The sequence below is a fragment of the Paenibacillus sp. J5C2022 genome (assembly GCF_025567625.1).
Taxonomy (GTDB): Bacteria; Bacillota; Bacilli; order Paenibacillales; family Paenibacillaceae; genus Pristimantibacillus.
Window position 1 is genome coordinate 84,895 of the sequence record NZ_JAOQJC010000017.1, and the last position, 19,555, is coordinate 104,449.

The window sequence follows — 19,555 nt, forward strand, 5'->3', positions numbered from 1 at the left end:
CCAAAATTCAGGGGAAAGCATAACCGTTCCTAATGGGAATCCGATTCGTCGTTATTCTTCCGGCAATGGCGGCATATGCCTTGAAAGTCCAGTCTGTGATCCGAGACAAAAAAATGAAATTCCTTCTCCAGACGCTCCTCCAAAGGCAGCAGCCAGTCGTCCTTGATCTCTTCCATAGAACCGCATTGCACGCAAATCAAATGATGATGGTGATGCTTGCTGCTGTCCGTACGCAGATCGTACCTTGCGACTCCGTCGCCGAAGTTCATCTTCTCGACAACGCTCATCTCGCTCAACAGCTCCAGCGTCCGATAGACGGTGGCAAGGCCAATCTCCGGCGCCTTCTCCTTCACCAGCATGAACACATCCTCGGCGCTCAGGTGGTCCTCTTCGTTCTCCAGCAATACGCGAACCGTTGCCTCTCGCTGCGGAGTCAGCTTGTAGCCTTTGGACTGCAGCTGTCCTTTAATACTCTCAATACGGGACTCCATGACTTCCCCCCTACGGTCCATAACCCAATAAGCACACTATCTTATAATTATATGAGCTGCAGCGGGAAAAAGTCAAACGATTGCTGTCAAATTATGCCGTCTGAAGACGTCAGGAAACCGGATGCCCACTGGATGAGCGAAGGCGCCATATAGGCCTCGAATAGCGCAGCACCAGCGAACAGCAGCAGCATTAATACCGCTGTCGAGGAATAGCTTCCCAACTGCGGCAGCAACGCACCCTCCTGGCGAAGCAGCCGGTTCTTCACGAGAAACATGGCGAAGCTGATTGCTGCTGCGCTGACGACGATCATAGCCGGAATAAGGATGATATTGTGGGGCATGACGGCTACAAGCGAGAAGAACAGCCCTTGCCATGCATACTGCAGGACGAAGGTGCCGATCGTAAACCCGACCACAACGCCTTTCAGAAAGTTCAATGCCAGCACGCCCGGTATGCCAATGACTGTAATGCCCAGCATGTAAACCAATACAAGCCATTTCAGGTGAAAAAGCAGTCTGCTCCAGAAATAATCGGATTGCTCAAGGTCAAGACCATTACCGCCGTCCAATAGCTGTATGTAACGGCTGATCTCCCCGGCCAGATCCTGCTGCTGCTCCAGCGTCAACAAATGTACGACCAGCACGCCGAATATGGCCCCTGCCAGAAAGAGGACAGTGACAAACACGTACAAGTTATAATGATATTTCACGGCCATTCCTGCTCCTCTCCGTCTGCCTTAGCCTGTACAGAGCTCTTCCTCTAATCGATGTCACACGTTAGCGCATGGAGAGCTCGTCTATATAGCTTATGAGAGGAGCAGTGCGTGTATGTCATTCCCTTCACTAACCGAAGATGCGGTCAGAAGGAGCCGGTTGACGCATACAGCTTCCAGGCATACACCGACAGAATCGTCTTGGCATCGCTAATCCGGCCTTCCGCCATGTACGACTCGGCTTGCTCCAGCGTAATGGCTTCCACCAGCAGATCCTCATCCTCATCCGGATTAGCCTCTCCCGCTTCAAGCTCCGTGGCCACATAAAGATACAGCTTCTCATCGGCAAAACCCGGCGATGTGTAGAATGCGCTCAGCAGCTTCAGCGATTTCGCACGGTATCCCGTCTCTTCTTCGAGCTCTCTTGCCGCCGCTTCCATGGGATCTTCATCGGCATCCAGCTTGCCGGCCGGAATCTCGATCTGATTCCGCTCCAGCGGCTTGCGGAACTGCTCCACCACCAGCAGCTTGCCGTCCAGCAGCGCCATAACGGCAGCGGCGCCGGGGTGCTTCACCAGTTCGCGCTTCGCGCTCTTCCCATCCGGAAGCGCCACAGTATCCACCTGCAACGAGATGATATGACCCTGAAAGATTTGTTCCGACCCTATGGTCTTCTCTTGCCAGATTTCCCGCTTCTTGTCCATTCCACTCTCTCCCTTGTCGTTATTCGAAGCACCAGCACATAACTTGTCCCCCTTGCGCATACCTATGAACAAAACGGTACAAGGGGGATTAGAAATGAAACAATATGTAACCGACAAGCACATTCGTCTCATCGGCAAAGGCTGGGAAGTTCGCCGGCAGCTGGCCGCCTATATGGACAGTGCCGGCAACGATACGCTGCTCCGGTTCACTTGTCTGAGAACGCCGGTCGTCGCTGCGATAGGCCGTCCGGCAGATAAGCGCATCGGGAACAATTGACGCCCGGACAGCCAATGTCTTATGTCTTAAGAGCGCTCAGCCGCCAGCTTCACGATTTCTACGACCAGCCGACTCGCTTTCACCAGATCGTCCACCTTGATCTGTTCCTTCGTTGTATGAATATGCTCATAGCCAACGGCAAGATTGACGGTCGGGATGCCGAATCCGTTGAAAATGTTGGCGTCGCTGCCGCCTCCGGAGTGAAACGTGCTTGGTGTAAGTCCCATCGCCCGTATCGCTTCCTGTGCAAGCCCCACAACATCATCGCTCTCCTCGTACTTGAATGCGGGGTAAATCACGTCGCTATGGAACTTGGCCTTCGCTCCGCACTCGCTGGCGGCGCTTTCCACCGCTTCACGCATCGCTTCCACCTGCCGCTTCAGCTTCTCGTCATCGATACTTCGCGCTTCGGCGTCCAGCTTCACATAATCGCATACGATATTCGTGGCTCCTCCACCCTGGAATTTGCCAATGTTGGCCGTCGTCTCCTCGTCAATTCTGCCTAGCGGCATTTTGGAGATCGCCTTCGCCGCTACCTGGATCGCGCTAATGCCGTCTTCCGGATTAACGCCTGCGTGAGCCGATTTGCCATACATCTCGATCGTAACCTTCGCTTGTGTCGGAGCAGCGACGGCAATATCGCCGATATTGCCGTTGGAATCCAGCGCATAGCCGAATTTGGCGTTCATAAGCGATGCATCAAGCGATCTTGCTCCCAGCAATCCCGATTCTTCCCCTACCGTAATGACGAACTGGACGGGACCGTGCTTGATGTCTTGCTCCTTCAGCACCTTGATCGCTTCCAGAAGCGCAGCGATGCCCGCCTTGTCGTCCGCACCCAATATCGTAGTGCCGTCGCTCCGGATGTACCCGTCTTCGTCCAGCTGGGGCTTAATGCCGACGCCTGGCGTCACGGTATCCATATGGCATGTGAAATAAATAGGGGGCGCATCCGAGGCTTCAGACGTCGCTTCCAGGCTGGCGAACAGGTTGTTCGCACCGTGTCCGGCCTTCTCCGCCGCATCGTCTTCTTCCAGCGACAAGCCCAGGGAGGAGAACTTGTCCTTCAGCACTCCGCTGATTTCCCCTTCGTTCCCCGTCTCGCTGTCCACCCTTACAAGCTCCATGAATTCCTCGACCAACCGGTCTCTTTCGATCATGACAGTTTCCTCCGTTCGTATATTCGTTTACAATAGGACATATATCGTCGAGCTTAATCGCTCTTATGGAAGGAGATCTGCCCCGTGCGTCAACAGAAGCTGATTCGGCTCATCGCCATAATTGTCGCCGCCGCGCTGCTTATTACAACTCTGCTGGCAGGTGTAAGCTCATTCTTCGTCTTCTAGCAGCTTGCAGCGGAACTGTCCGGCGAAGTGGGGAAGCAGCCCTTCGGCAGCTTCCTCTACCGTCAGCGACAAGCCTGTCAAGGCGTTAAAGGACGTGACGCCATATTGCTGTATGCCGCAAGGAACGATGCCGGTGAACCCTTCGGAAGCGATGCCTTCGGCAATGTTCAGCGCGAACCCGTGGCTCGTAATGAATCCCCTTCTTTGCCGGGCTCTGTTGAACTTCACCCCGATCGCTGCAATCTTCTCGTCTCCGACCCATACTCCTGTATATTCCGGCTTTCTCCCCGCTTTTATACCGTATTCCGCCAGCCAGTCAATAATGGTCTGCTCCAGACTCCGCAAGTACGCATGCAGATCCAGTCCGGCCGCATCCAGATAGAGCAGCGGATAGCCTACCAGTTGGCCGGGGCCGTGATAAGTAATGTCGCCTCCGCGATCAATCTGGAACAACGAGATCCCCTTCTCTTTCAGTTGCTCTTCGCTTAGCAGCAAGTGCTCGGGATGGCGGTCGGTTCCCATCGTATAAGTTGGCGAATGCTGAAGAAGGAGCAGCGTCTCCGCGCGCTCCCCCTGATCGATTTGCTTCACATACCGCTTCTGAAGCTCCCAGCCTTCGGCATAATCCATCATTCCGATATAGCTTGCCTCCAGCACTCTCGCTTGCCCGCCATGACAAGTCTTCTCCATCATGGATGTCACCCTTCTCCGGTTGTATTAATAGAGCTTGCTGTTCATATCGTAGCTCTCCAGATTGTCCTTCACCCGCTGCAGGAAGCGTCCGCAGATAACGCCATCCAGAATGCGGTGATCCAGCGACAGGCACAGGTTCGCCATAGACCGGACCGCAATCATGTCATCGATGACGACCGGCCGCTTCACGATAGACTCGAATGTCAGAATCGCGGCCTGCGGATAATTGATAATGGGGTATGACAAGATGGAGCCGAACGATCCCGTATTGTTCACTGTGAACGTTCCGCCTTGCATATCGGACAGCGTCAGCTTGCCTTCACGCGTCTTGCGCGCCAGCTCGTCGATTTCCTTCGCAATGCCCGCTACATTTTTAAGATCGGCATTCTTGATGACCGGCGTAAGCACGGAATCTTCGGTACCGACCGCCAGCGATATGTTAATGTCCCGCTTGACGATGATCTTATCGACCGCCCAAGTGGAATTCATAATGGGATAATCCTTGATCGCATTGACGACAGCCTTGATCAGGAAGGCCAGATAGGTCAGATTGATGCCTTCCCGCTTCATGAATTCGTCCTTCAGCTTGTTGCGAAGCATGACGATATTGGTGACGTCCACTTCAATCATCGTCCATGCATGCGGGATTTCACTGACGCTCTGACGCATATTGCGAGCAATATTGTTGCGGATCGGCGTAACGTCGATGAATGTCTCTCCCCGGCCAGGCGTGCCGCCTCTCTCCAGCTCGATCTTCGGAATGCGAGGCGTCTCCGACAGATGAATGCCGGATGACCGTACCTGCACGCCCCGCTCGCGCTCTTGCGCAGGGAAAGCCGACTTGTGCGCGCCGGAAGCGACGTAGGCCAGAATATCCTTGCGCGTGATCCGTCCGCCGAGTCCCGTACCGGTGACGTCTGTCAATCGAACGCCATTCTCCGCCGCCAGCTTCTGAACTGCGGGCGAATACCGGTTTCTCATCGAACCGCTCTCCTCTTCCACGACCGCTGCAGGAGCGGCATGGCCGGCATTAGCCGATTGCTGCGCCCCGCTTGCCTCCTCCTCTGCAATTGCATCGGCGGATGCGTCCGTCTCGATCAAGGCGATCGCCGTTCCGACGTCCACGGTCTCTCCGTTCCCGACCAGTATTTTCTGCAGCGTCCCCGATACGGTCGACGGCAGCTCCGCATTCACCTTATCCGTCAATACTTCACACACCGGCTCGTACATCTCCACTCTATCTCCGGGCTGCTTCAGCCATTTGTCGATTGTGGCCGACACCTGCGATTCAGCCAGCTGCGGCAACAGAATTTCGATTATTTTACTCATACCATTCAGCTCCCATCCGGTTCAAGCGAATCCATCCTTGCATTAATACATCGCCAATTGTCGCATTGCTTCCTTCACCTTGTCCTGATTCAGCAAGAAGAACTTCTCGCCCGGCGGATTAATCGGCATGGCCGGAACGTCAGGTCCGCACAGACGCATAATGGGCGCATCCAGCTCGTACAGCAGTTCCTCGGCAATAATTGCCGCCACTTCCGCGCCTACGCCCCCTGTCTTGTTGTCTTCATGCACGATCAGCACCTTGCCGGTCTTCCTTACCGCCTCCAGGATCGCTTCCTTATCCAGCGGCTGCAGTGTGCGCAGATCAAGTATATGAGTGCTGATGCCCTCTCGGGCCAGTTCTTCGGCGGCTCCTTCGACGAAGCGTAGCGGCAGGCTGTAGCCGATTACGGTAATATCGTCTCCTTCGCGCAGCAGATTCGCTTCGCCGATCGGCACAATGTAATCATCCTCAGGCACTTCACCGTTCACCAGCTTATAGCTTTTCTTATTCTCAAAGTAAATGACGGGATCTGCATCGCGAATCGCCGCCTTCAGCAGCCCCTTCGCATCGTATGGACGGTAAGGCGCTACAATCTTCAAGCCGGGCGTGCCGAAGAAGACGGATTCCGGACATTGCGAATGGTACAATCCGCCGAATACGCCGCCCCCGATTGGCGCTCTGATTACGACCGGACAGGTCCAATCGTTATTGGAGCGATAACGGATCTTGGCGGCCTCGCTAATGATCTGATTCGTAGCGGGGAACATGAAGTCGGAATATTGCATCTCCGCGATCGGCTTCATCCCATACATCGCCGCACCGATCGCCACACCTGCGATCGCCGACTCCGCAAGCGGCGTATCCATCGCACGCATCTCGCCGAACTGCTCGAACAAGCCCTTCGTCGTGGTGAAGACGCCGCCTTTCACGCCGACGTCTTCTCCCAGTACGAACACATCCTCGTCCCGCTCCATCTCTTCCTTCATCGCCAGGCGGATCGCATCAATATAATCCATCTTCGCCATTATGATTGCCTCCCTGCATTGACATCGTCACCGTATACATGCAGCAAGACCGATTCCGGTGCCGGGAACAGAGCTTTCTCCCCGTATACCGTCGCTTCATCAAGCTGCTTTCGAATGCCGGCTCTCAGCTGCGCTTCCTTCTCATCGTCCCATAGGCCGCAATCGACCAGATAGCGTTGGAAGAGAGGAATGCCGTCTTTCGCCCGGTTCTCGTCCACCTCTTCCTTCGTCCGGTATACCAGATCGTTGTCCGAAGTGGAATGCGGCGACAGGCGATACATCATCGCCTCGATCAAGGTGGGTCCTTCTCCTGCTATGGCGCGCTCGCGCGCCTCCTTAACGACGCGGAACACCTCCAGAGCATCGTTGCCGTCCACCTGCTCGCCATGGAAGCCATAACCAAGCGCACGATCCGCCACCTTGCCGGCAATTTGCTTATGCACCGGTACGGAGATCGCATATTGATTGTTCTCGCACATCAATATAACCGGCAGCTTATGTACACCCGCGAAGTTGCAGCCTTCATGGAAATCGCCCTGATTGCTGGAGCCTTCCCCGAACGTCACGAACGACACATGCTGCTTCCCTTTCATCCTGGCGGCCAGCGCGATGCCTACCGCATGCGGCACCTGCGTTGTAACCGGGCTTGAGCCCGTTACAATGCGAAGCCGCTTGCAGCCGAAGTGTCCCGGCATTTGGCGTCCGCCGCTGTTGGGGTCCTCCTCCTTGGCGAAAGCCGACAGGAACAGCTCCTTTAGCGTCATCCCGACGGACAGGACGAAGCCATAGTCGCGGTAATAGGGCAGATAGTAATCCTGATCGCGATCAAGCGCGAATGCCGCAGCTACCTGCGCGACCTCCTGACCGATACCGGATACGTGAAAGTTTATTTTGCCTGCGCGCTGAAGAAGCAGCAATCGCTCATCGAACATACGCGCCGTTACCATCCATGTATACATTTCGACAACCTGATCATCAGTAAGCCCAAGCTCCGGATGACGAACATGCTGCCGCTCGGAAGACAATAGAGACATGTGGCATTCCTCCTTATATTGTCTGGAATTGTAACCTGGTACTAATACCACGTCATCCTATATTATAACCGCTACGCCGCAAAAAGAAAATGTTCCTTTAATAGCTGATGGACTTTCCGTCCACCGCAAGCATCGCCTCGCCGATCGCCTCCGACAAGGTGGGATGCGGATGAATCATGGAGCCGACCTCCCACGGCGTCGCATTCAGCCAGCTGGAGAGCGCCGCCTCCGAGATCAGGTCGGTCGCATGCGCTCCGATAATGTGGGCGCCCAGAATATCGCCGCTTGTCCGGTCGGCAATGACCTTCACGAAGCCCTCTGACTCTCCCAGCACGATCGCTTTCCCGATCGCCTGGAAAGGAACCTTGCCGATGCGGACATCGTGTCCCGCTCTCCTGGCCGCTTCCTCTGTCAACCCGTAGGATGCGATCTCGGGACTGCTGTATATGCAGCGCGGGATAAGATGATCGGGAACAAGTACAGGCTCCTCTCCGCACAAGTGATCCACAGCCACGATGCCCGCATGAGCGGCTGCATGTGCCAGCTGTACGCCTCCCGTGACGTCGCCAATGGCATAAATATGCGGCTCGTTCGTCTGGCCGAACGCATTGACGACGATGGCTCCTTTGTCGGTGCGAACGTCCGTATTCTCCAATCCGATTCCTTCACCGTTCGGCTGCCGCCCGACGGACAACAGCAGCTTGTCCCCTGCCAGGACGACATCGCCATCCGGTGTGCTCGCAGCAATCGATATGCCCTCCTCGCCGACCGCATAAGTCTCCGCCTTCAGTTGAACGCTCGTCAGGACGCGAACGCCTCGGCGACGCAGCGCCCTGGCAATCTCGGTCGAAATCTCGGCGTCCTCGCCGGGAAGCAGTCTTGCTCCCGCTTCCGCGAGTGTCACGGCTACGCCGAAGTCCTGCAGCATGGAGGCCCACTCCACACCGATCACGCCTCCGCCGACAATAAGGATAGACTTCGGCAGCTGCTCCATAGCCAACGCATGATCGCTGTTCAGTATGTAACGTCCGTCCGCCTCCAGCCCTGGGAGCGAGCGGGGAGTGGAGCCTGTTGCGATGATCAGATTGTCGCACACGACGGATTCCATCTCGCCGTCAGCCAGCTCCACGGCGAGCGAGCCGCTCTTCGGCGAGAAGATGGAAGGACCGATGACTCGTCCCGCGCCATGGATCAACTGAATGCCATGCCGCTTCATCAAGCCCTGCAATCCGCGATGCAGACTGCCGACCGCTTGCTCCTTGCGGGACTGCACCTTGTCGAACGCCAGGCTGAATGCGCCCTCCTGAACCGAGACGCCGTAATCCTCCGCCTGGAGCAGCGTTCTGTATACCTCCGCGCTGCGCAGCAGCGACTTGCTGGGAATGCAACCTTTGTGAAGACAAGTCCCGCCCAGCTTTTCCTTCTCCACGATCGCTACCGTCTTGCCCGCTTGCGCCGCGCGTATCGCCGCCGTATATCCGCCGGGTCCTCCGCCCAACACTGCTATATCTACATGAATTGCCATCGCTGTCGCCTCCGTTATCTTTCCATACAATATATGCCTGTCCGTCATATACATACATGTCCGTATACTCTAGCTATGTATTGTGTTGCCTCCTGGGAGACCACTCTTTCATTGTACCTGTTTTTCCTATCGATTTCACTTCCGTCATGCAAAATGATGACACTTCCTTCAGGAAAGGTTATGATAGTAAAAGTGCCACCATCGCAACAAGGAGCTCATGTCATGAAATTAATGATTGCACGATTCATCGCCATATTGTTTTTGGTCATTCCCGGTCTGCTTGCCTGCTTCGGGTTTTTGAAAATGAAAGATTCACTGTTCGTTTACTTCTCCGAGTTCGGCAATGACGCCGTGCAGCCGCAATTTGACTGGCTGACGTTTCTGCTCGGTCTTGTCATGTTTGCCGCCGGAGCGGGCTTTATAGGCGGCTGGATTTTTTTCCGCGACCGCAAGCGGAACTACGTCGCTCCAAGATTCAAAAAGAAGCGCCCTCGTCCGCCTAAGCCTCAGGCCTAGCGTCGATGGCGCTTCTTCTTCTCCTGGAAAGATCAGTCCTTCCCTTCCTTCTCCCGCTTCTCCAGCTCAGCTAGTTTCGCGCGAAGACGCTCCATCTCCCGTTCCACCTCTTCGCTGGTGACATTCGACCGCGGAGACTCGTCCAGCTCCGGAACCATCTCTCCCAGAGTGTACGTCTTCCCTCCCGTCTCATGCGTTGGCTGCTGCGCTTCATGCTCATTAGGCACGGTTTCTACCGAAGGCTCACTCTCCTCTTCAGGCTGCTCAGGGAGCTTGGATCGCGGGGCTGCGGATGCTTCCCCAACGGTCGAACGAACGGCATCCGCCTCCTCCCTCTCAGCCAGCAAGGCGGATGCAATCGCAGACGGCTGCTCCGACTCGTCTTCCAGTCCGTCTTCGACTGACGGTTCCACGTTATGATCCGCTTCTTTCCGTGCGTCTCTCTCGCCCACCGTTACGACATTGCGGGTACCGCTAAGCCGTTCATAGAAGAGCAGCTTGTCCCCTTTCACCATACTGATAATCGCATGTACGAATAACCCCAGCATCAGCAGGAACTGCAGGAACAAGATGCCGATCGACGCCTCCATCGTAATTTCGCCGAATTTGGCAATCATGTTCATCACATCCAGCAAGCCGAATACGCCGAAATACAGCAAGCCATAGCGCTTCAGCAGACCTCTCCATGTGATAAACTTCGCATCGCTCCGTCTGGCGTCTTCCACAACGTGAATACGCGTGATCCATTTGCCCAGCGTTCGTCCGCCGCACACTGCGGGAATAAGAACGAAGTACAAGAGCACAGCAAGCCCGGCGGACAAAAGCCGAGATGCGGATGCGTCCAAGGTGCCGCTTGTCAGCTGGTACGTAATCAATGTCGCACCCGATAACAGCAGGCTCATTACTGCACTGACGATAGTCAATACGAACAGATCGATTGCGAATGCAATGCTCCTTCTAATAAAACCGACTTTAAGCTCAGATAGATTAACCTTGTCGTCCAGCTTCTCCGAGCGAGGCAGAAAGGTATAGACAATCGGCGCGATGAGAAAGCCGATGATGCCGCCTGTCGTATTCAGCATCAGATCATCGACATCGAACAAGCGGTAAGGGCATGTGTAGATGCCGTATAGACCTGTCACTTGCGTCAATTCGAAGAACAGAGATACGCCGAGCGATAAGAACAACGCGCCTTTAAAGCTGCAGCGGAAATAATAACGCAAATAGATGCCAAGCGGAATAGTCAGCACCACATTAAAGAGAACTTGGAGGAACGAACGTTCCTTCAGCAATTGGATGTAAGAGGAGAAGCTATTCCAGGCAAAGCTGGTTTCCCTGCCAATATCGCTCACGAAAGTGAAGGGCCGCCACTGCACGTACGACCAGAAGGAGCCGTAGGCCGCGCAATTGTCCAGCAGCTTGGGCAAGGGCAGAATCACCAGGTAATAAGCTGTGATGGCATAAAGCAGCAGCGAGTAAAGAATCGTCGACCTGAGCTTGTTCACATAGCCGTATTTGCGGTATTGCACGATAAGAAACGGGACGGTCAACGCCAGAGCAAGGATTGGAAATGTAATGATGGCTTGTTTAATCGGAAACAGATAGGCGTTCATTCTCTATGTTCAACCTCTCCTATGGATTGCGCTCAGAAAAGTATACCACAATTCGACACCTCGTCATGTGACAATGATGTAAGGATTACCCAACTGGCGCAAAAAAAGAGCAGCCCGCATCGGGCTGCTCTCCGACTTGCCTTATAGCGTAATCGTCTGCAGCGCCGCTTCCACTTCCGCCGCAGCGTCAGCGCCGCATCTCCACTCCCTTACATAACCTAGACAAGTATTCATGCATTCCGTCCTGCCGATCATCATTCGCTTGCGATAATGCACATGTCCCGAGACGGCATAGCGCACTGAATCGGCATACGCCTTGATCAGCTCGCCGTACTTCGAGCTGCCCAGAAAGGCGTTGAAATAACGCCATTCCTCATTCGGCAGCGGCACTGTGAATTCGCGATGTGCCAGCGTATGCGTTACGACAATCACTTGACGATTCTTGAGCGACTCCAGCTGCGCTTTCAATCTGTCATAGAAGAAGTCGCTGACCTCGCAATCGCTGCGTCCCCAGCGAACGTACAATTTATCCTTCCATACTCTCTCGCCTTTCGTCCGTTCCCGGAATTGCTCTTCGGAGAAGGATGAATCGCCGAAGGAATAGTCATACCAGCCGGCATCGCCGACGACTGCCCAGTCCGAGCCGATCAAGTACGGACCGTTGCCCAGATTATGGGAGTAGGCGAGTAATTCCTTGTAAGGATCTGGATCAGTCATGGAATCTGATGAATCTGTGCCGGAGTCAGTATCTTCCCCTTCCTTCTGCCACAGATCATGATTGCCTGGAACGAACAGGCACGGGATGCCGCTGTCCCGCTCCAACCGCGTCAATGTATCCAGCGTGCTGGTATAATGATTGGACACATCGCCTGCGATAATCATCAGCTCCAGCTTCCGCTTCCTGATCGCGCTGCACAGCGCATCTTCGACTGAAGGCGAGCACTGGCCGTTATTCAAGTCAACATGCAGATCGGATAGAACGCCAATGTTCAACCTCAATCACTCTCCCTTGTAATGCTATGCTGTCAAAAAGTTCATGTACGCTTCATGCTTGACCTTGATGAACGTTGACGGCAATTAGGTCAGGAAGCAGCTCACTAGCCGTCCTTCGCCAGCCTCGCGGAGCGCCGGCGCCTGCTCCTTGCACCCAGCCGTCGCATGGCGGCAGCGCGTATGGAACGCGCAGCCGGATGGCGGATGAATCGGGCTTGGCACCTCGCCGTCCAGCACGATGCGTTCCCGCTTCTGAGACGGCATATCGGCGGGGATCGCCGACAGCAGAGCCTGCGTATAGGGATGCAGCGGCTGGCGGAACAGCTCAGCGGCTGGTGCAATCTCAACGATCCGTCCCAGATACATGACGGCAATACGATCGCTAATGAGCTGTACGACATTCATATCGTGCGATACGAACAAAGTCGTCAGCGAGAAGCGCTTCTGCATATCCTGCAGCAAATTGACGATCTGTGCCTGCACCGATACGTCCAGTGCGGATACCGGCTCGTCTGCAACGATGAAGCGAGGCTTCAGCATCAAGGCGCGAGCTATCCCGATCCGCTGCCTCTGTCCGCCGCTCAATTCGTTGGGATAACGGGCGGCATAGCTGTCATCCAGACCAACGAATTCCAGCATCTCCCGGGCCGCTCGCAGCCTCTCCTCAGCAGATCCTTCTCGATGAATACGGAGCGGCTCCTGCAGGATGCTGCCGATCCGATGACGCGGATTCAAGGAGGAATAGGGGTCCTGGAAGACAACGCCTATCTCCTTGCGCAGCTGCTGCGCCGACTTGCGGGCTTGCTTGTGAATACTCATACCGTTGTAGACAATCTCTCCAGCTGAAGGAGCAATCAGATTGGCCAGCATGCCGCCTGTCGTAGACTTGCCGCATCCGCTCTCTCCGACTAGCCCGAGCGTCTCTCCCGGATAGATACGGAAGGATACATCGTTCACGGCATGGACGTGTTGGCTTGCGCCCCACTTCCCGCTGCCGGATGGGTAACGCTTCGTCAGTCCTCTCACTTCAATCAGGGGATCACGCGTAGGCAACCTGCAGCTCCTCCCTTCTGCCTTCCGCCAGAAGGCAGCGCACTTCATGTCCCTCGCCTGCCGGCAGGAGCAGCGATTCTCTGCTGGCGCATGCCGATGCAGCGAATGCGCAGCGGTCGCGGAATGAGCAGCCGCTATCGCGTTCACCGGGTGCGGGCACCTTGCCGGGAATCGTTGCAAGCGGGATTCCTTTGCGGTCGGGCCGCGGCCGGGCGTTCATCAGCGCGACTGTATAGGGATGGCGCGGAGCGGAGAATAGCTGTTCCACCGTTCCGATCTCCACGATTTCGCCCGCATACATGACAACGACGCGATCGCACATCTCGGCAATGACACCCAGATCGTGCGAGATAAGGATCATTGCAGTTCCTTCCGTCTCATTCAGCCGCTTCATTAACTCCAATATTTGTGCCTGTACCGTCACATCAAGCGCAGTTGTCGGCTCATCGGCGATGAGCAGCATCGGCGAGCAGGCAAGCGCCATGGCGATCATGACGCGCTGCCTCATGCCGCCTGACAAGCGATGCGGATATTCGTCAAGCAGTTGCCCGGCTCGCGCCATGCCAACCTTCTGAAGCATAACCGAGGCATGCGCTCTGGCCTCACGGCGCGACAGCCCCAGATGAAGCCTGATGCCTTCGGTCAATTGCTCTCCAATAGTCATCACAGGATTAAGCGAAGATAACGGGTCCTGGAAGATCATGGCCATCTCACGGCCGCGAACGGATTCCCATCCCTCCTCTTTCATCGCCGTCAATTCCTTGCCGCCGAAGGAGATGGAGCCGCTGCTAATGGCAGTGCCCCGGGGAAGCAGTCCCATTATGGACAGGGCCGTCATGCTCTTCCCGCAGCCGGACTCCCCGACGATGCCGAGCTTCTCGCCTTGACGGAGGGACAAGCTGATATTCTCCAGCACCCGGCGAGCCCCTCCTCCTCTTCTGTCTCCGATATCTACATTCAATTGATTAATCTCCAGCAACGATGCATGTCTTGTAATCATCTCTATTCCTCCCTCGTGCCCTTATCCTCTCGGGTCCCGCTTGTCGCGCATGCCGTCGGCAAACAGATTGAAGCCGAGCACCGTCATCGTAATCATGATTCCTGGCGCCAACGTGTACCACGGCGCTCTGGACATATGACTTTGCGCTTCATTCAGCATGCGGCCCCAGCTGGGATCGGGCGGTTGAATGCCCAGACCGAGGTAGCTCAGACCTGCTTCCGCCAATATCGCTCCGGAGAAGCTGAGCGAAGCCGCTACAATTACCGGCGACATGATATTGGGGAAGATATGCCTGAACATAATCGACAGATGGCTTGCGCCAATGGAGCGGGCCGCCTTGACATACGGCAGCTCCCGGCATTGCACGAAGCCGCTTCGCACGATGCGGGACATACCGGGTATTGCCATCACCCCAATCGCGATGATCGTATTGGTCAGGTTAGGCTGGAAGACGGCAATCAGCATGAGCGCGAGCAGGATGCCAGGCAACGCCATCATCGCATCCATAATCCGCATCAGCGCTTCATCTGCCCAGCCGCCCATGTAACCTGCTGCAGCGCCTATGACAATTCCTCCGGACAAACCGATGCCTACGGCAAGAAATCCGACATAGAACGCCGTTCGGGAGCCTTGCAGTATTCGGCTCAATATATCTCTTCCGAAGTTGTCCGTTCCCAGGAGATGGCTCCAGCTTGGCGACAGGAATTTATCCTTCGCATTCATCGCGTTGGGATCATAAGGTGTATAAAACAGGCTGACAATTGCCATCACAAGCATGATGACTACAATTGTTATGCCTAATGTCAGAGTTACGCGATCAGCTCGAATCAACAGGGACACCTACTTTAATGAAATTCTTGGGTCAAGCAGTCGATACAATAGATCCACGGTGAAGTTGATCACAATGACAATAAGCGCTGTGAACAATACAAGCCCTTGCACAAGCGGAAAGTCACGTGCGCCAATGGACGAGACGAGCAGCCTGCCCATACCGGGCAAAGCATAAATCTGCTCAACGATCAGACTGCCGCCAAGCACATCTGCAAAAAGCAGCCCCATCACGGTAATGACGGGGATAAGCGCATTTTTCAGCACATGCTTGTAAATGACGATCGACTTCCGCAACCCTTTGCTGTAGCCCGTACGTACATAATCCAGTTCCAACTGCTCAATCACAGTCGTACGCAAGTATCGAACCACGACCGCTATTTGCGGAATCGATACGGCTAGTGCGGGCAAAAACAAGGAACGCAGCGCACCAAGGGGATCTTCCGACCACGGTACATACCCGCTGGTAGGGAACAGCTTCAGGATCAGTCCGAACAACAAAACGAGCAGAATGCCCATCCAGAATGATGGAACGGCCATGCTTAGCTGCGTGAGCGACGAGATGACCAAATCCAGCAGCTTGCCCCTTGCCCTCGCGGCCGCTATACCGAGCGGTACGGCAATCACTGCCGTCATCAGCATGGAAAGCACGGCAATCGATAATGTAACCGGCAGCCGATCCCATATCAGCTCGCTGACAGGTTGGGCGAATTTCAACGATTCGCCCAGATTTCCTGTCGCCGCTCCTTTCATCCATTCTGTGAACTGCTCCAGCAGCGGCTTATCCGTGCCCAGCTTCGCTTCAAGCGCGGCAATCTGATGCTCGTCCGCATCCATACCGAGAATTGTTAACGCCGGATTCCCCGGAATGATGCGGAAGACGATGAACGTCAGCATCATCACAAGCAGCAAGGTAACGATAAGGGACACTGAGCGTCTCCATAAGTAATGCATTGGCAATCTCCTGTCCTTACTTCAAATAATGAATGGACGACATATCCTGTACATACAGCGGATACAGCTTGTAGCCGTCAAGCGCTTTGTCCATTGCAATCGTAAAGTTAGGGTCCATAATATAGACGGCTACCGCATCCTGTGTCAATATTTTTTGGGCTTCCTTGTAGAGCTCGACACGCTTGCTGTCGTCCAGCTCCACCTTGGCGTCATTGATCAGCTTGTCGTACGCTGGATTCACATAGTTGTAGAAATTGGCCTTGTAATCGGAGACGTAACGGACGAGCACTTCATGCGGATCAAGCTTGCCCGTCAAGCCGATAATGGTCATATCGTAATCGCGCCCCTTGTATATACGCTCCAGCCATACCGCCCATTCCACCATTTCGATTTCCGCTTTTATGCCCACCTGGCTAAGCTGATCGGCGATCACTTGGGCAGTATCCACGTGAAATTTGTAGTTGGATGGTACGGAGATCGTCGTCGTGAAGCCATCTTCGTAACCGGCTTCCTTAAGCAGTTCCTTCGCCTTCTCGATATTCACGTTGTACGTGTTCTCCAGATCTTCCTGGAAGTACTTGTCCATAACAGGGCTCATATTGGAGCCGAGCTTCGTTCCCTTGCCGTTCGCGATCAATTCAATGATGCTGTCGACGTCTACCGCATAGTTGATCGCTTGACGCACCTTCACGTCATCGAATGGCTTGCGGGCAATGTTCATCGTCATCAGCTGAACCATGTTCTGCATGCCATCCACATACCGGAATTCATCGCCCAGCTCGGCAATCCGCTCATCGCCGATACGCGGATAGATGTCCACATCGCCAGCTTTCAGCGCCAGCAGTGAGGATTCGCCATCCGGCATAATGCGGAATTCCACCTTATCCAGGTACGGTACGCCTTCCACGTAATAGTCCTCGTTCTTGGCGATAACGACGCGCTGATTTGGGGAATATTCCACGAATTTGAACGGCCCGGTGCCGATTGGCGCTTCATTATGCTTGTCGTATCCGGCAGGCAGGATGGCGTTCGTCATAAAGCTGAGGAAGGAGACATCATTCTGCTTCAGCTTCAGCTCAACCGTATGCGCATCGATAATCGTGACGGATTCCACATTATCGAATGCCGTCTTCAGTGGTTGCCCTGTGTCCTTGCCCATGAGCCGTTCAATGGAATACTGAACATCCTCAGCCGTGACGTCATTGCCGTTATGGAATTTTACGCCTTCACGCAGCTTGAACGTGTAAGTTAAGCCATCTTCGGATATGTCGTAAGAAGAGGCGACAGCCGGTTGAAGCTCGCCCTTCTCATTGGATTTCAGCAAGCCTTCGAATACATTGAACATCATCTCCAGCGTACCAGAAGCGGCTGACATATGAGGGTCCAGATAATCGGGGTCCTGCGGCACGACCATGACTACCTCGCCACCGTAAGACGGCTTCTTCTCGTCACTGCCTTTGTCTTCTTTGCCATCGGTTGAATTATCCTCTGGCTTCTGTGTCGCTGTATTTCCAGCTCCGCTGTTTCCACCGCTCTCGCTGCCGCCATTGCCACTCGATCCGCATGCGCTCATCAATATGAGTACGATCACGCTAATTAGAAGCAGTACATGTTTCAATGCAGGTTTTTGCATGTTCACAATCCCTCGTTTTCGTAAGTAGTATGAAGCTACACCAACATTCCTGATGACTGACTGTCCTTCTTCGCCTCTACTTGTGCGGGAACCTCGGCTACTGAGAAGATGATCTCCGCATCGCTCACTTCTTCGATGCCGAAGCGGCCGAAGCGGTTAATGAGCAGACAGTCCATCATAACCGCTCGCGCACCTATGACATCATCGTAATAATTGTCTCCGACATACAGACACTCGCTTGCGCTCACCCCGGCAAGCTGCATCGCATGGTGGAAGATGCGCGGGTCCGGCTTCTCGTAACCCGTCTCACTGGAAATAACGATCCTATCGAAATAATCGGTCAAGCCATTCTCCTCCAGTACTTGCCTGGCGCTGTTGTCCCAGTTGGAAATGAGGCCAATCCCAACCGATTGTTCCATCAGCCGCTCAAGTGTACTGTGGGTGCAAGGGAAAGCTTGCCAATGCGTTTTGTTGTTCTTCATCTGTTCCCGTATGGCTGATGCCAGCCGGTACAGATCGAGTTGAATGTTCATCCGATAATTGACGACACCCAGATACCATGGGACAAATGATGCTGCGGCTCCCCCGAGAACGCCGGGATATTCGCGCATGAACAGCTTATCCGCATAATGGTACGCCCGTTCAATTTCGTTCAACTCCTTGTTCAATCCGAACTGCTTCAATGCGGTTTGATAAGTGGATTCCCTTTCCTGATACACAAGGGTGTATCCCAAATCAAACCAAACAAATGACTTGCGCATGTCGAGCCTCCACTCCATGTCTTCATCTTCATGTCAGTTGTCCGACATCACTTCCTAACGTTACAGGAGTTCTGTCATACGATTGTTAGGTGGAGATTGAGTTATTATGAAGATTGGCTGTAAATGACAAAAAAGCTCTGCACTTCTCCCTTGGGGATCAGTACAGAGCTTTTCATGAAATTGCTTCTATTTCGTTCAGCTCACCTTATGCTCAATCCGCAGCTTGTCGGCGACCATCGCGATGAACTCGCTATTGGTCGGCTTCGACTTGCTGATGTTGATGGTGTAGCCGAACAGGTGGCTGATGCTGTCGATGTTGCCGCGCGTCCAAGCGACTTCGATCGCATGGCGGATGGCGCGTTCGACGCGGGATGGCGTCGTTTTGAATTTCTCGGCAATTGCCGGGTAGAGGGTCTTCGTTATAGCGCCAAGAATCTCGATATTGTTGTATACCATCGTGATAGCTTCACGCAAATATTGATACCCCTTAATGTGAGCGGGCACTCCGATTTCGTGAATGATGCTCGTAATGTTGGCATCCAGATTTTTGCCCTTCGCCATCGGCACGACATTGGACTTCATGGCCGACGAGCCGCCGCTGTAATTGGCGGAAGTGGAATACGACTGCGAATTGCCGACCAGCTGGCGAATTCGGCTGGCCAGAATGTCCATATCGAATGGCTTCAGGATGTAGTAAGATGCTCCAAGTTGAACAGCCTTCTGCGTAATATTTTCTTGGCCGAAAGCTGTAAGCATAATAATTTTTGGCATTGGAGACAAGTTCATGTCTTTCAGACGCTCCAGCACGCCAAGACCGTCAAGGTGAGGCATAATAATATCAAGGATCAGCACATCTGGAACGGTGCGTGACTGCTCCAAGTGCCGAATCACCTCTTCCCCATTGTATGCTACACCGCTTACATTCATATCGCTTTGATCGGAAATGTATTCCGATAACAGGTTAGTAAATTCTCTGTTGTCATCAGCTAACAGTACTTCGATCATGTGCAACGTGCTCCTCCCTTAATCTATGTAATTTTTGCCTCGTTCTTTTGCTGTCTGCATT

21 protein-coding genes are annotated in these 19,555 nt (G+C 54.2%); 3 read left to right on the forward strand and 18 right to left on the reverse strand.

Annotation, left to right across the window (positions count from 1 at the left end):
• Positions 1–29: 29 nt before the first annotated feature.
• The 3 genes from fur to M6D81_RS15445 all read right to left on the reverse strand — a co-directional run bounded on the left by fur (position 30) and on the right by M6D81_RS15445 (position 1,908).
• Complete coding sequence (gene fur, locus M6D81_RS15435; RefSeq protein WP_262677805.1) at positions 30–491, reverse strand: ferric iron uptake transcriptional regulator; 462 nt, start codon at positions 489–491, stop codon at positions 30–32.
• 86 nt (positions 492–577) lie between these two features.
• A complete protein-coding gene (gene spoIIM / locus M6D81_RS15440; RefSeq protein ID WP_410795740.1) occupies positions 578–1,207 on the reverse strand; it encodes a stage II sporulation protein M in 630 nt (209 codons plus the stop codon).
• Between the two features lie 143 nt (positions 1,208–1,350).
• The gene (locus M6D81_RS15445) at positions 1,351–1,908 is read right to left on the reverse strand and encodes an NUDIX domain-containing protein (RefSeq protein WP_262677807.1); all 558 of its coding nucleotides are present in this window, start codon (positions 1,906–1,908) and stop codon (positions 1,351–1,353) included.
• Positions 1,909–2,002: 94 nt separating this feature from the next.
• Between M6D81_RS15445 and mciZ the strand changes: the two genes are divergently transcribed.
• Complete coding sequence (gene mciZ, locus M6D81_RS15450) at positions 2,003–2,185, forward strand: Z-ring formation inhibitor MciZ (protein WP_262677808.1); 183 nt, start codon at positions 2,003–2,005, stop codon at positions 2,183–2,185.
• A gap of 26 nt (positions 2,186–2,211) precedes the next feature.
• Here mciZ and M6D81_RS15455 read toward each other — a convergent pair whose 3' ends face one another.
• Positions 2,212–3,345, reverse strand: coding sequence for a M20/M25/M40 family metallo-hydrolase (locus tag M6D81_RS15455; protein ID WP_262677809.1), 1,134 nt, complete (start codon positions 3,343–3,345; stop codon positions 2,212–2,214).
• Between the two features lie 84 nt (positions 3,346–3,429).
• Here M6D81_RS15455 and prli42 point away from each other — a divergent pair, with 84 nt between their 5' ends.
• A complete protein-coding gene (prli42, locus tag M6D81_RS15460; RefSeq protein WP_262677810.1) occupies positions 3,430–3,531 on the forward strand; it encodes a stressosome-associated protein Prli42 in 102 nt (33 codons plus the stop codon).
• Here prli42 and lipB read toward each other — a convergent pair.
• The 5 genes from lipB to lpdA form a co-directional block, all read right to left on the reverse strand.
• Entirely contained in the window at positions 3,514–4,224 is a 711-nt protein-coding gene (gene lipB, locus M6D81_RS15465) for a lipoyl(octanoyl) transferase LipB (protein WP_410795741.1), read from the reverse strand. The two genes, prli42 and lipB, sit on opposite strands and share 18 nt — an antisense overlap.
• 24 nt (positions 4,225–4,248) lie before the next feature.
• Positions 4,249–5,562 carry a dihydrolipoamide acetyltransferase family protein gene (locus M6D81_RS15470; protein WP_317259131.1) on the reverse strand — a complete coding sequence of 438 codons (1,314 nt, stop codon included), beginning with the start codon at positions 5,560–5,562 and terminating at the stop codon, positions 4,249–4,251.
• Between the two features lie 33 nt (positions 5,563–5,595).
• Entirely contained in the window at positions 5,596–6,579 is a 984-nt protein-coding gene (locus tag M6D81_RS15475; protein ID WP_262677812.1) for an alpha-ketoacid dehydrogenase subunit beta, read from the reverse strand.
• Positions 6,579–7,613 carry a thiamine pyrophosphate-dependent dehydrogenase E1 component subunit alpha gene (locus tag M6D81_RS15480; RefSeq protein ID WP_262677813.1) on the reverse strand — a complete coding sequence of 345 codons (1,035 nt, stop codon included), beginning with the start codon at positions 7,611–7,613 and terminating at the stop codon, positions 6,579–6,581. Before M6D81_RS15480 ends, M6D81_RS15475 begins: the two co-directional genes overlap by 1 nt.
• Before the next feature lie 97 nt (positions 7,614–7,710).
• The gene (gene lpdA, locus M6D81_RS15485) at positions 7,711–9,138 is read right to left on the reverse strand and encodes a dihydrolipoyl dehydrogenase (protein ID WP_262677814.1); all 1,428 of its coding nucleotides are present in this window, start codon (positions 9,136–9,138) and stop codon (positions 7,711–7,713) included.
• A gap of 222 nt (positions 9,139–9,360) precedes the next feature.
• Here lpdA and M6D81_RS15490 point away from each other — a divergent pair, with 222 nt between their 5' ends.
• Entirely contained in the window at positions 9,361–9,654 is a 294-nt protein-coding gene (locus M6D81_RS15490; protein WP_262677815.1) for a DUF2627 domain-containing protein, read from the forward strand.
• Positions 9,655–9,686: 32 nt separating this feature from the next.
• On the opposite strand, the gene M6D81_RS15495 is transcribed toward M6D81_RS15490, so the two are convergent.
• The 9 genes from M6D81_RS15495 to spo0A form a co-directional block, all read right to left on the reverse strand.
• The gene (locus M6D81_RS15495; RefSeq protein ID WP_262677816.1) at positions 9,687–11,267 is read right to left on the reverse strand and encodes a VanZ family protein; all 1,581 of its coding nucleotides are present in this window, start codon (positions 11,265–11,267) and stop codon (positions 9,687–9,689) included.
• A gap of 141 nt (positions 11,268–11,408) precedes the next feature.
• Entirely contained in the window at positions 11,409–12,260 is an 852-nt protein-coding gene (locus M6D81_RS15500) for a metallophosphoesterase (RefSeq protein WP_262677817.1), read from the reverse strand.
• An 84-nt stretch (positions 12,261–12,344) separates the two neighbouring features.
• Positions 12,345–13,313, reverse strand: coding sequence for an ABC transporter ATP-binding protein (locus M6D81_RS15505; RefSeq protein WP_262677818.1), 969 nt, complete (start codon positions 13,311–13,313; stop codon positions 12,345–12,347).
• Positions 13,300–14,313, reverse strand: coding sequence for an ABC transporter ATP-binding protein (locus M6D81_RS15510; RefSeq protein WP_262677819.1), 1,014 nt, complete (start codon positions 14,311–14,313; stop codon positions 13,300–13,302). Before M6D81_RS15510 ends, M6D81_RS15505 begins: the two co-directional genes overlap by 14 nt.
• A 21-nt stretch (positions 14,314–14,334) precedes the next feature.
• Positions 14,335–15,144 carry an ABC transporter permease gene (locus tag M6D81_RS15515; protein WP_410795742.1) on the reverse strand — a complete coding sequence of 270 codons (810 nt, stop codon included), beginning with the start codon at positions 15,142–15,144 and terminating at the stop codon, positions 14,335–14,337.
• Positions 15,145–15,153: 9 nt separating this feature from the next.
• On the reverse strand, positions 15,154–16,095 hold the full coding sequence (locus M6D81_RS15520) for an ABC transporter permease (protein ID WP_262677820.1): 942 nt from the start codon (positions 16,093–16,095) through the stop codon (positions 15,154–15,156).
• Positions 16,096–16,111: 16 nt separating this feature from the next.
• Positions 16,112–17,728 (reverse strand): ABC transporter substrate-binding protein, encoded by a 1,617-nt coding sequence (locus M6D81_RS15525; RefSeq protein WP_262677821.1) that lies wholly within the window; start codon positions 17,726–17,728, stop codon positions 16,112–16,114.
• Between the two features lie 35 nt (positions 17,729–17,763).
• Entirely contained in the window at positions 17,764–18,489 is a 726-nt protein-coding gene (locus M6D81_RS15530) for an HAD family hydrolase (protein WP_262677822.1), read from the reverse strand.
• 195 nt (positions 18,490–18,684) lie between these two features.
• Complete coding sequence (gene spo0A, locus M6D81_RS15535) at positions 18,685–19,500, reverse strand: sporulation transcription factor Spo0A (protein ID WP_262677823.1); 816 nt, start codon at positions 19,498–19,500, stop codon at positions 18,685–18,687.
• Positions 19,501–19,555: the final 55 nt, after the last annotated feature.

Coding starts and splice junctions, on each gene's coding strand:
- fur (WP_262677805.1), bottom strand. CDS start 491: ATGGAGTCCCGTATTGAGAGTATTAAAGGACAGCTGCAGTCCAAAGGC.
- spoIIM (WP_410795740.1), bottom strand. CDS start 1,207: ATGGCCGTGAAATATCATTATAACTTGTACGTGTTTGTCACTGTCCTC.
- M6D81_RS15445 (WP_262677807.1), bottom strand. CDS start 1,908: ATGGACAAGAAGCGGGAAATCTGGCAAGAGAAGACCATAGGGTCGGAA.
- mciZ (WP_262677808.1), top strand. CDS start 2,003: ATGAAACAATATGTAACCGACAAGCACATTCGTCTCATCGGCAAAGGC.
- M6D81_RS15455 (WP_262677809.1), bottom strand. CDS start 3,345: ATGATCGAAAGAGACCGGTTGGTCGAGGAATTCATGGAGCTTGTAAGG.
- lipB (WP_410795741.1), bottom strand. CDS start 4,224: ATGATGGAGAAGACTTGTCATGGCGGGCAAGCGAGAGTGCTGGAGGCA.
- M6D81_RS15475 (WP_262677812.1), bottom strand. CDS start 6,579: ATGGCGAAGATGGATTATATTGATGCGATCCGCCTGGCGATGAAGGAA.
- M6D81_RS15480 (WP_262677813.1), bottom strand. CDS start 7,613: ATGTCTCTATTGTCTTCCGAGCGGCAGCATGTTCGTCATCCGGAGCTT.
- lpdA (WP_262677814.1), bottom strand. CDS start 9,138: ATGGCAATTCATGTAGATATAGCAGTGTTGGGCGGAGGACCCGGCGGA.
- M6D81_RS15490 (WP_262677815.1), top strand. CDS start 9,361: ATGAAATTAATGATTGCACGATTCATCGCCATATTGTTTTTGGTCATT.
- M6D81_RS15495 (WP_262677816.1), bottom strand. CDS start 11,267: ATGAACGCCTATCTGTTTCCGATTAAACAAGCCATCATTACATTTCCA.
- M6D81_RS15510 (WP_262677819.1), bottom strand. CDS start 14,313: ATGATTACAAGACATGCATCGTTGCTGGAGATTAATCAATTGAATGTA.
- M6D81_RS15520 (WP_262677820.1), bottom strand. CDS start 16,095: ATGCATTACTTATGGAGACGCTCAGTGTCCCTTATCGTTACCTTGCTG.
- M6D81_RS15525 (WP_262677821.1), bottom strand. CDS start 17,728: ATGCAAAAACCTGCATTGAAACATGTACTGCTTCTAATTAGCGTGATC.
- M6D81_RS15530 (WP_262677822.1), bottom strand. CDS start 18,489: ATGCGCAAGTCATTTGTTTGGTTTGATTTGGGATACACCCTTGTGTAT.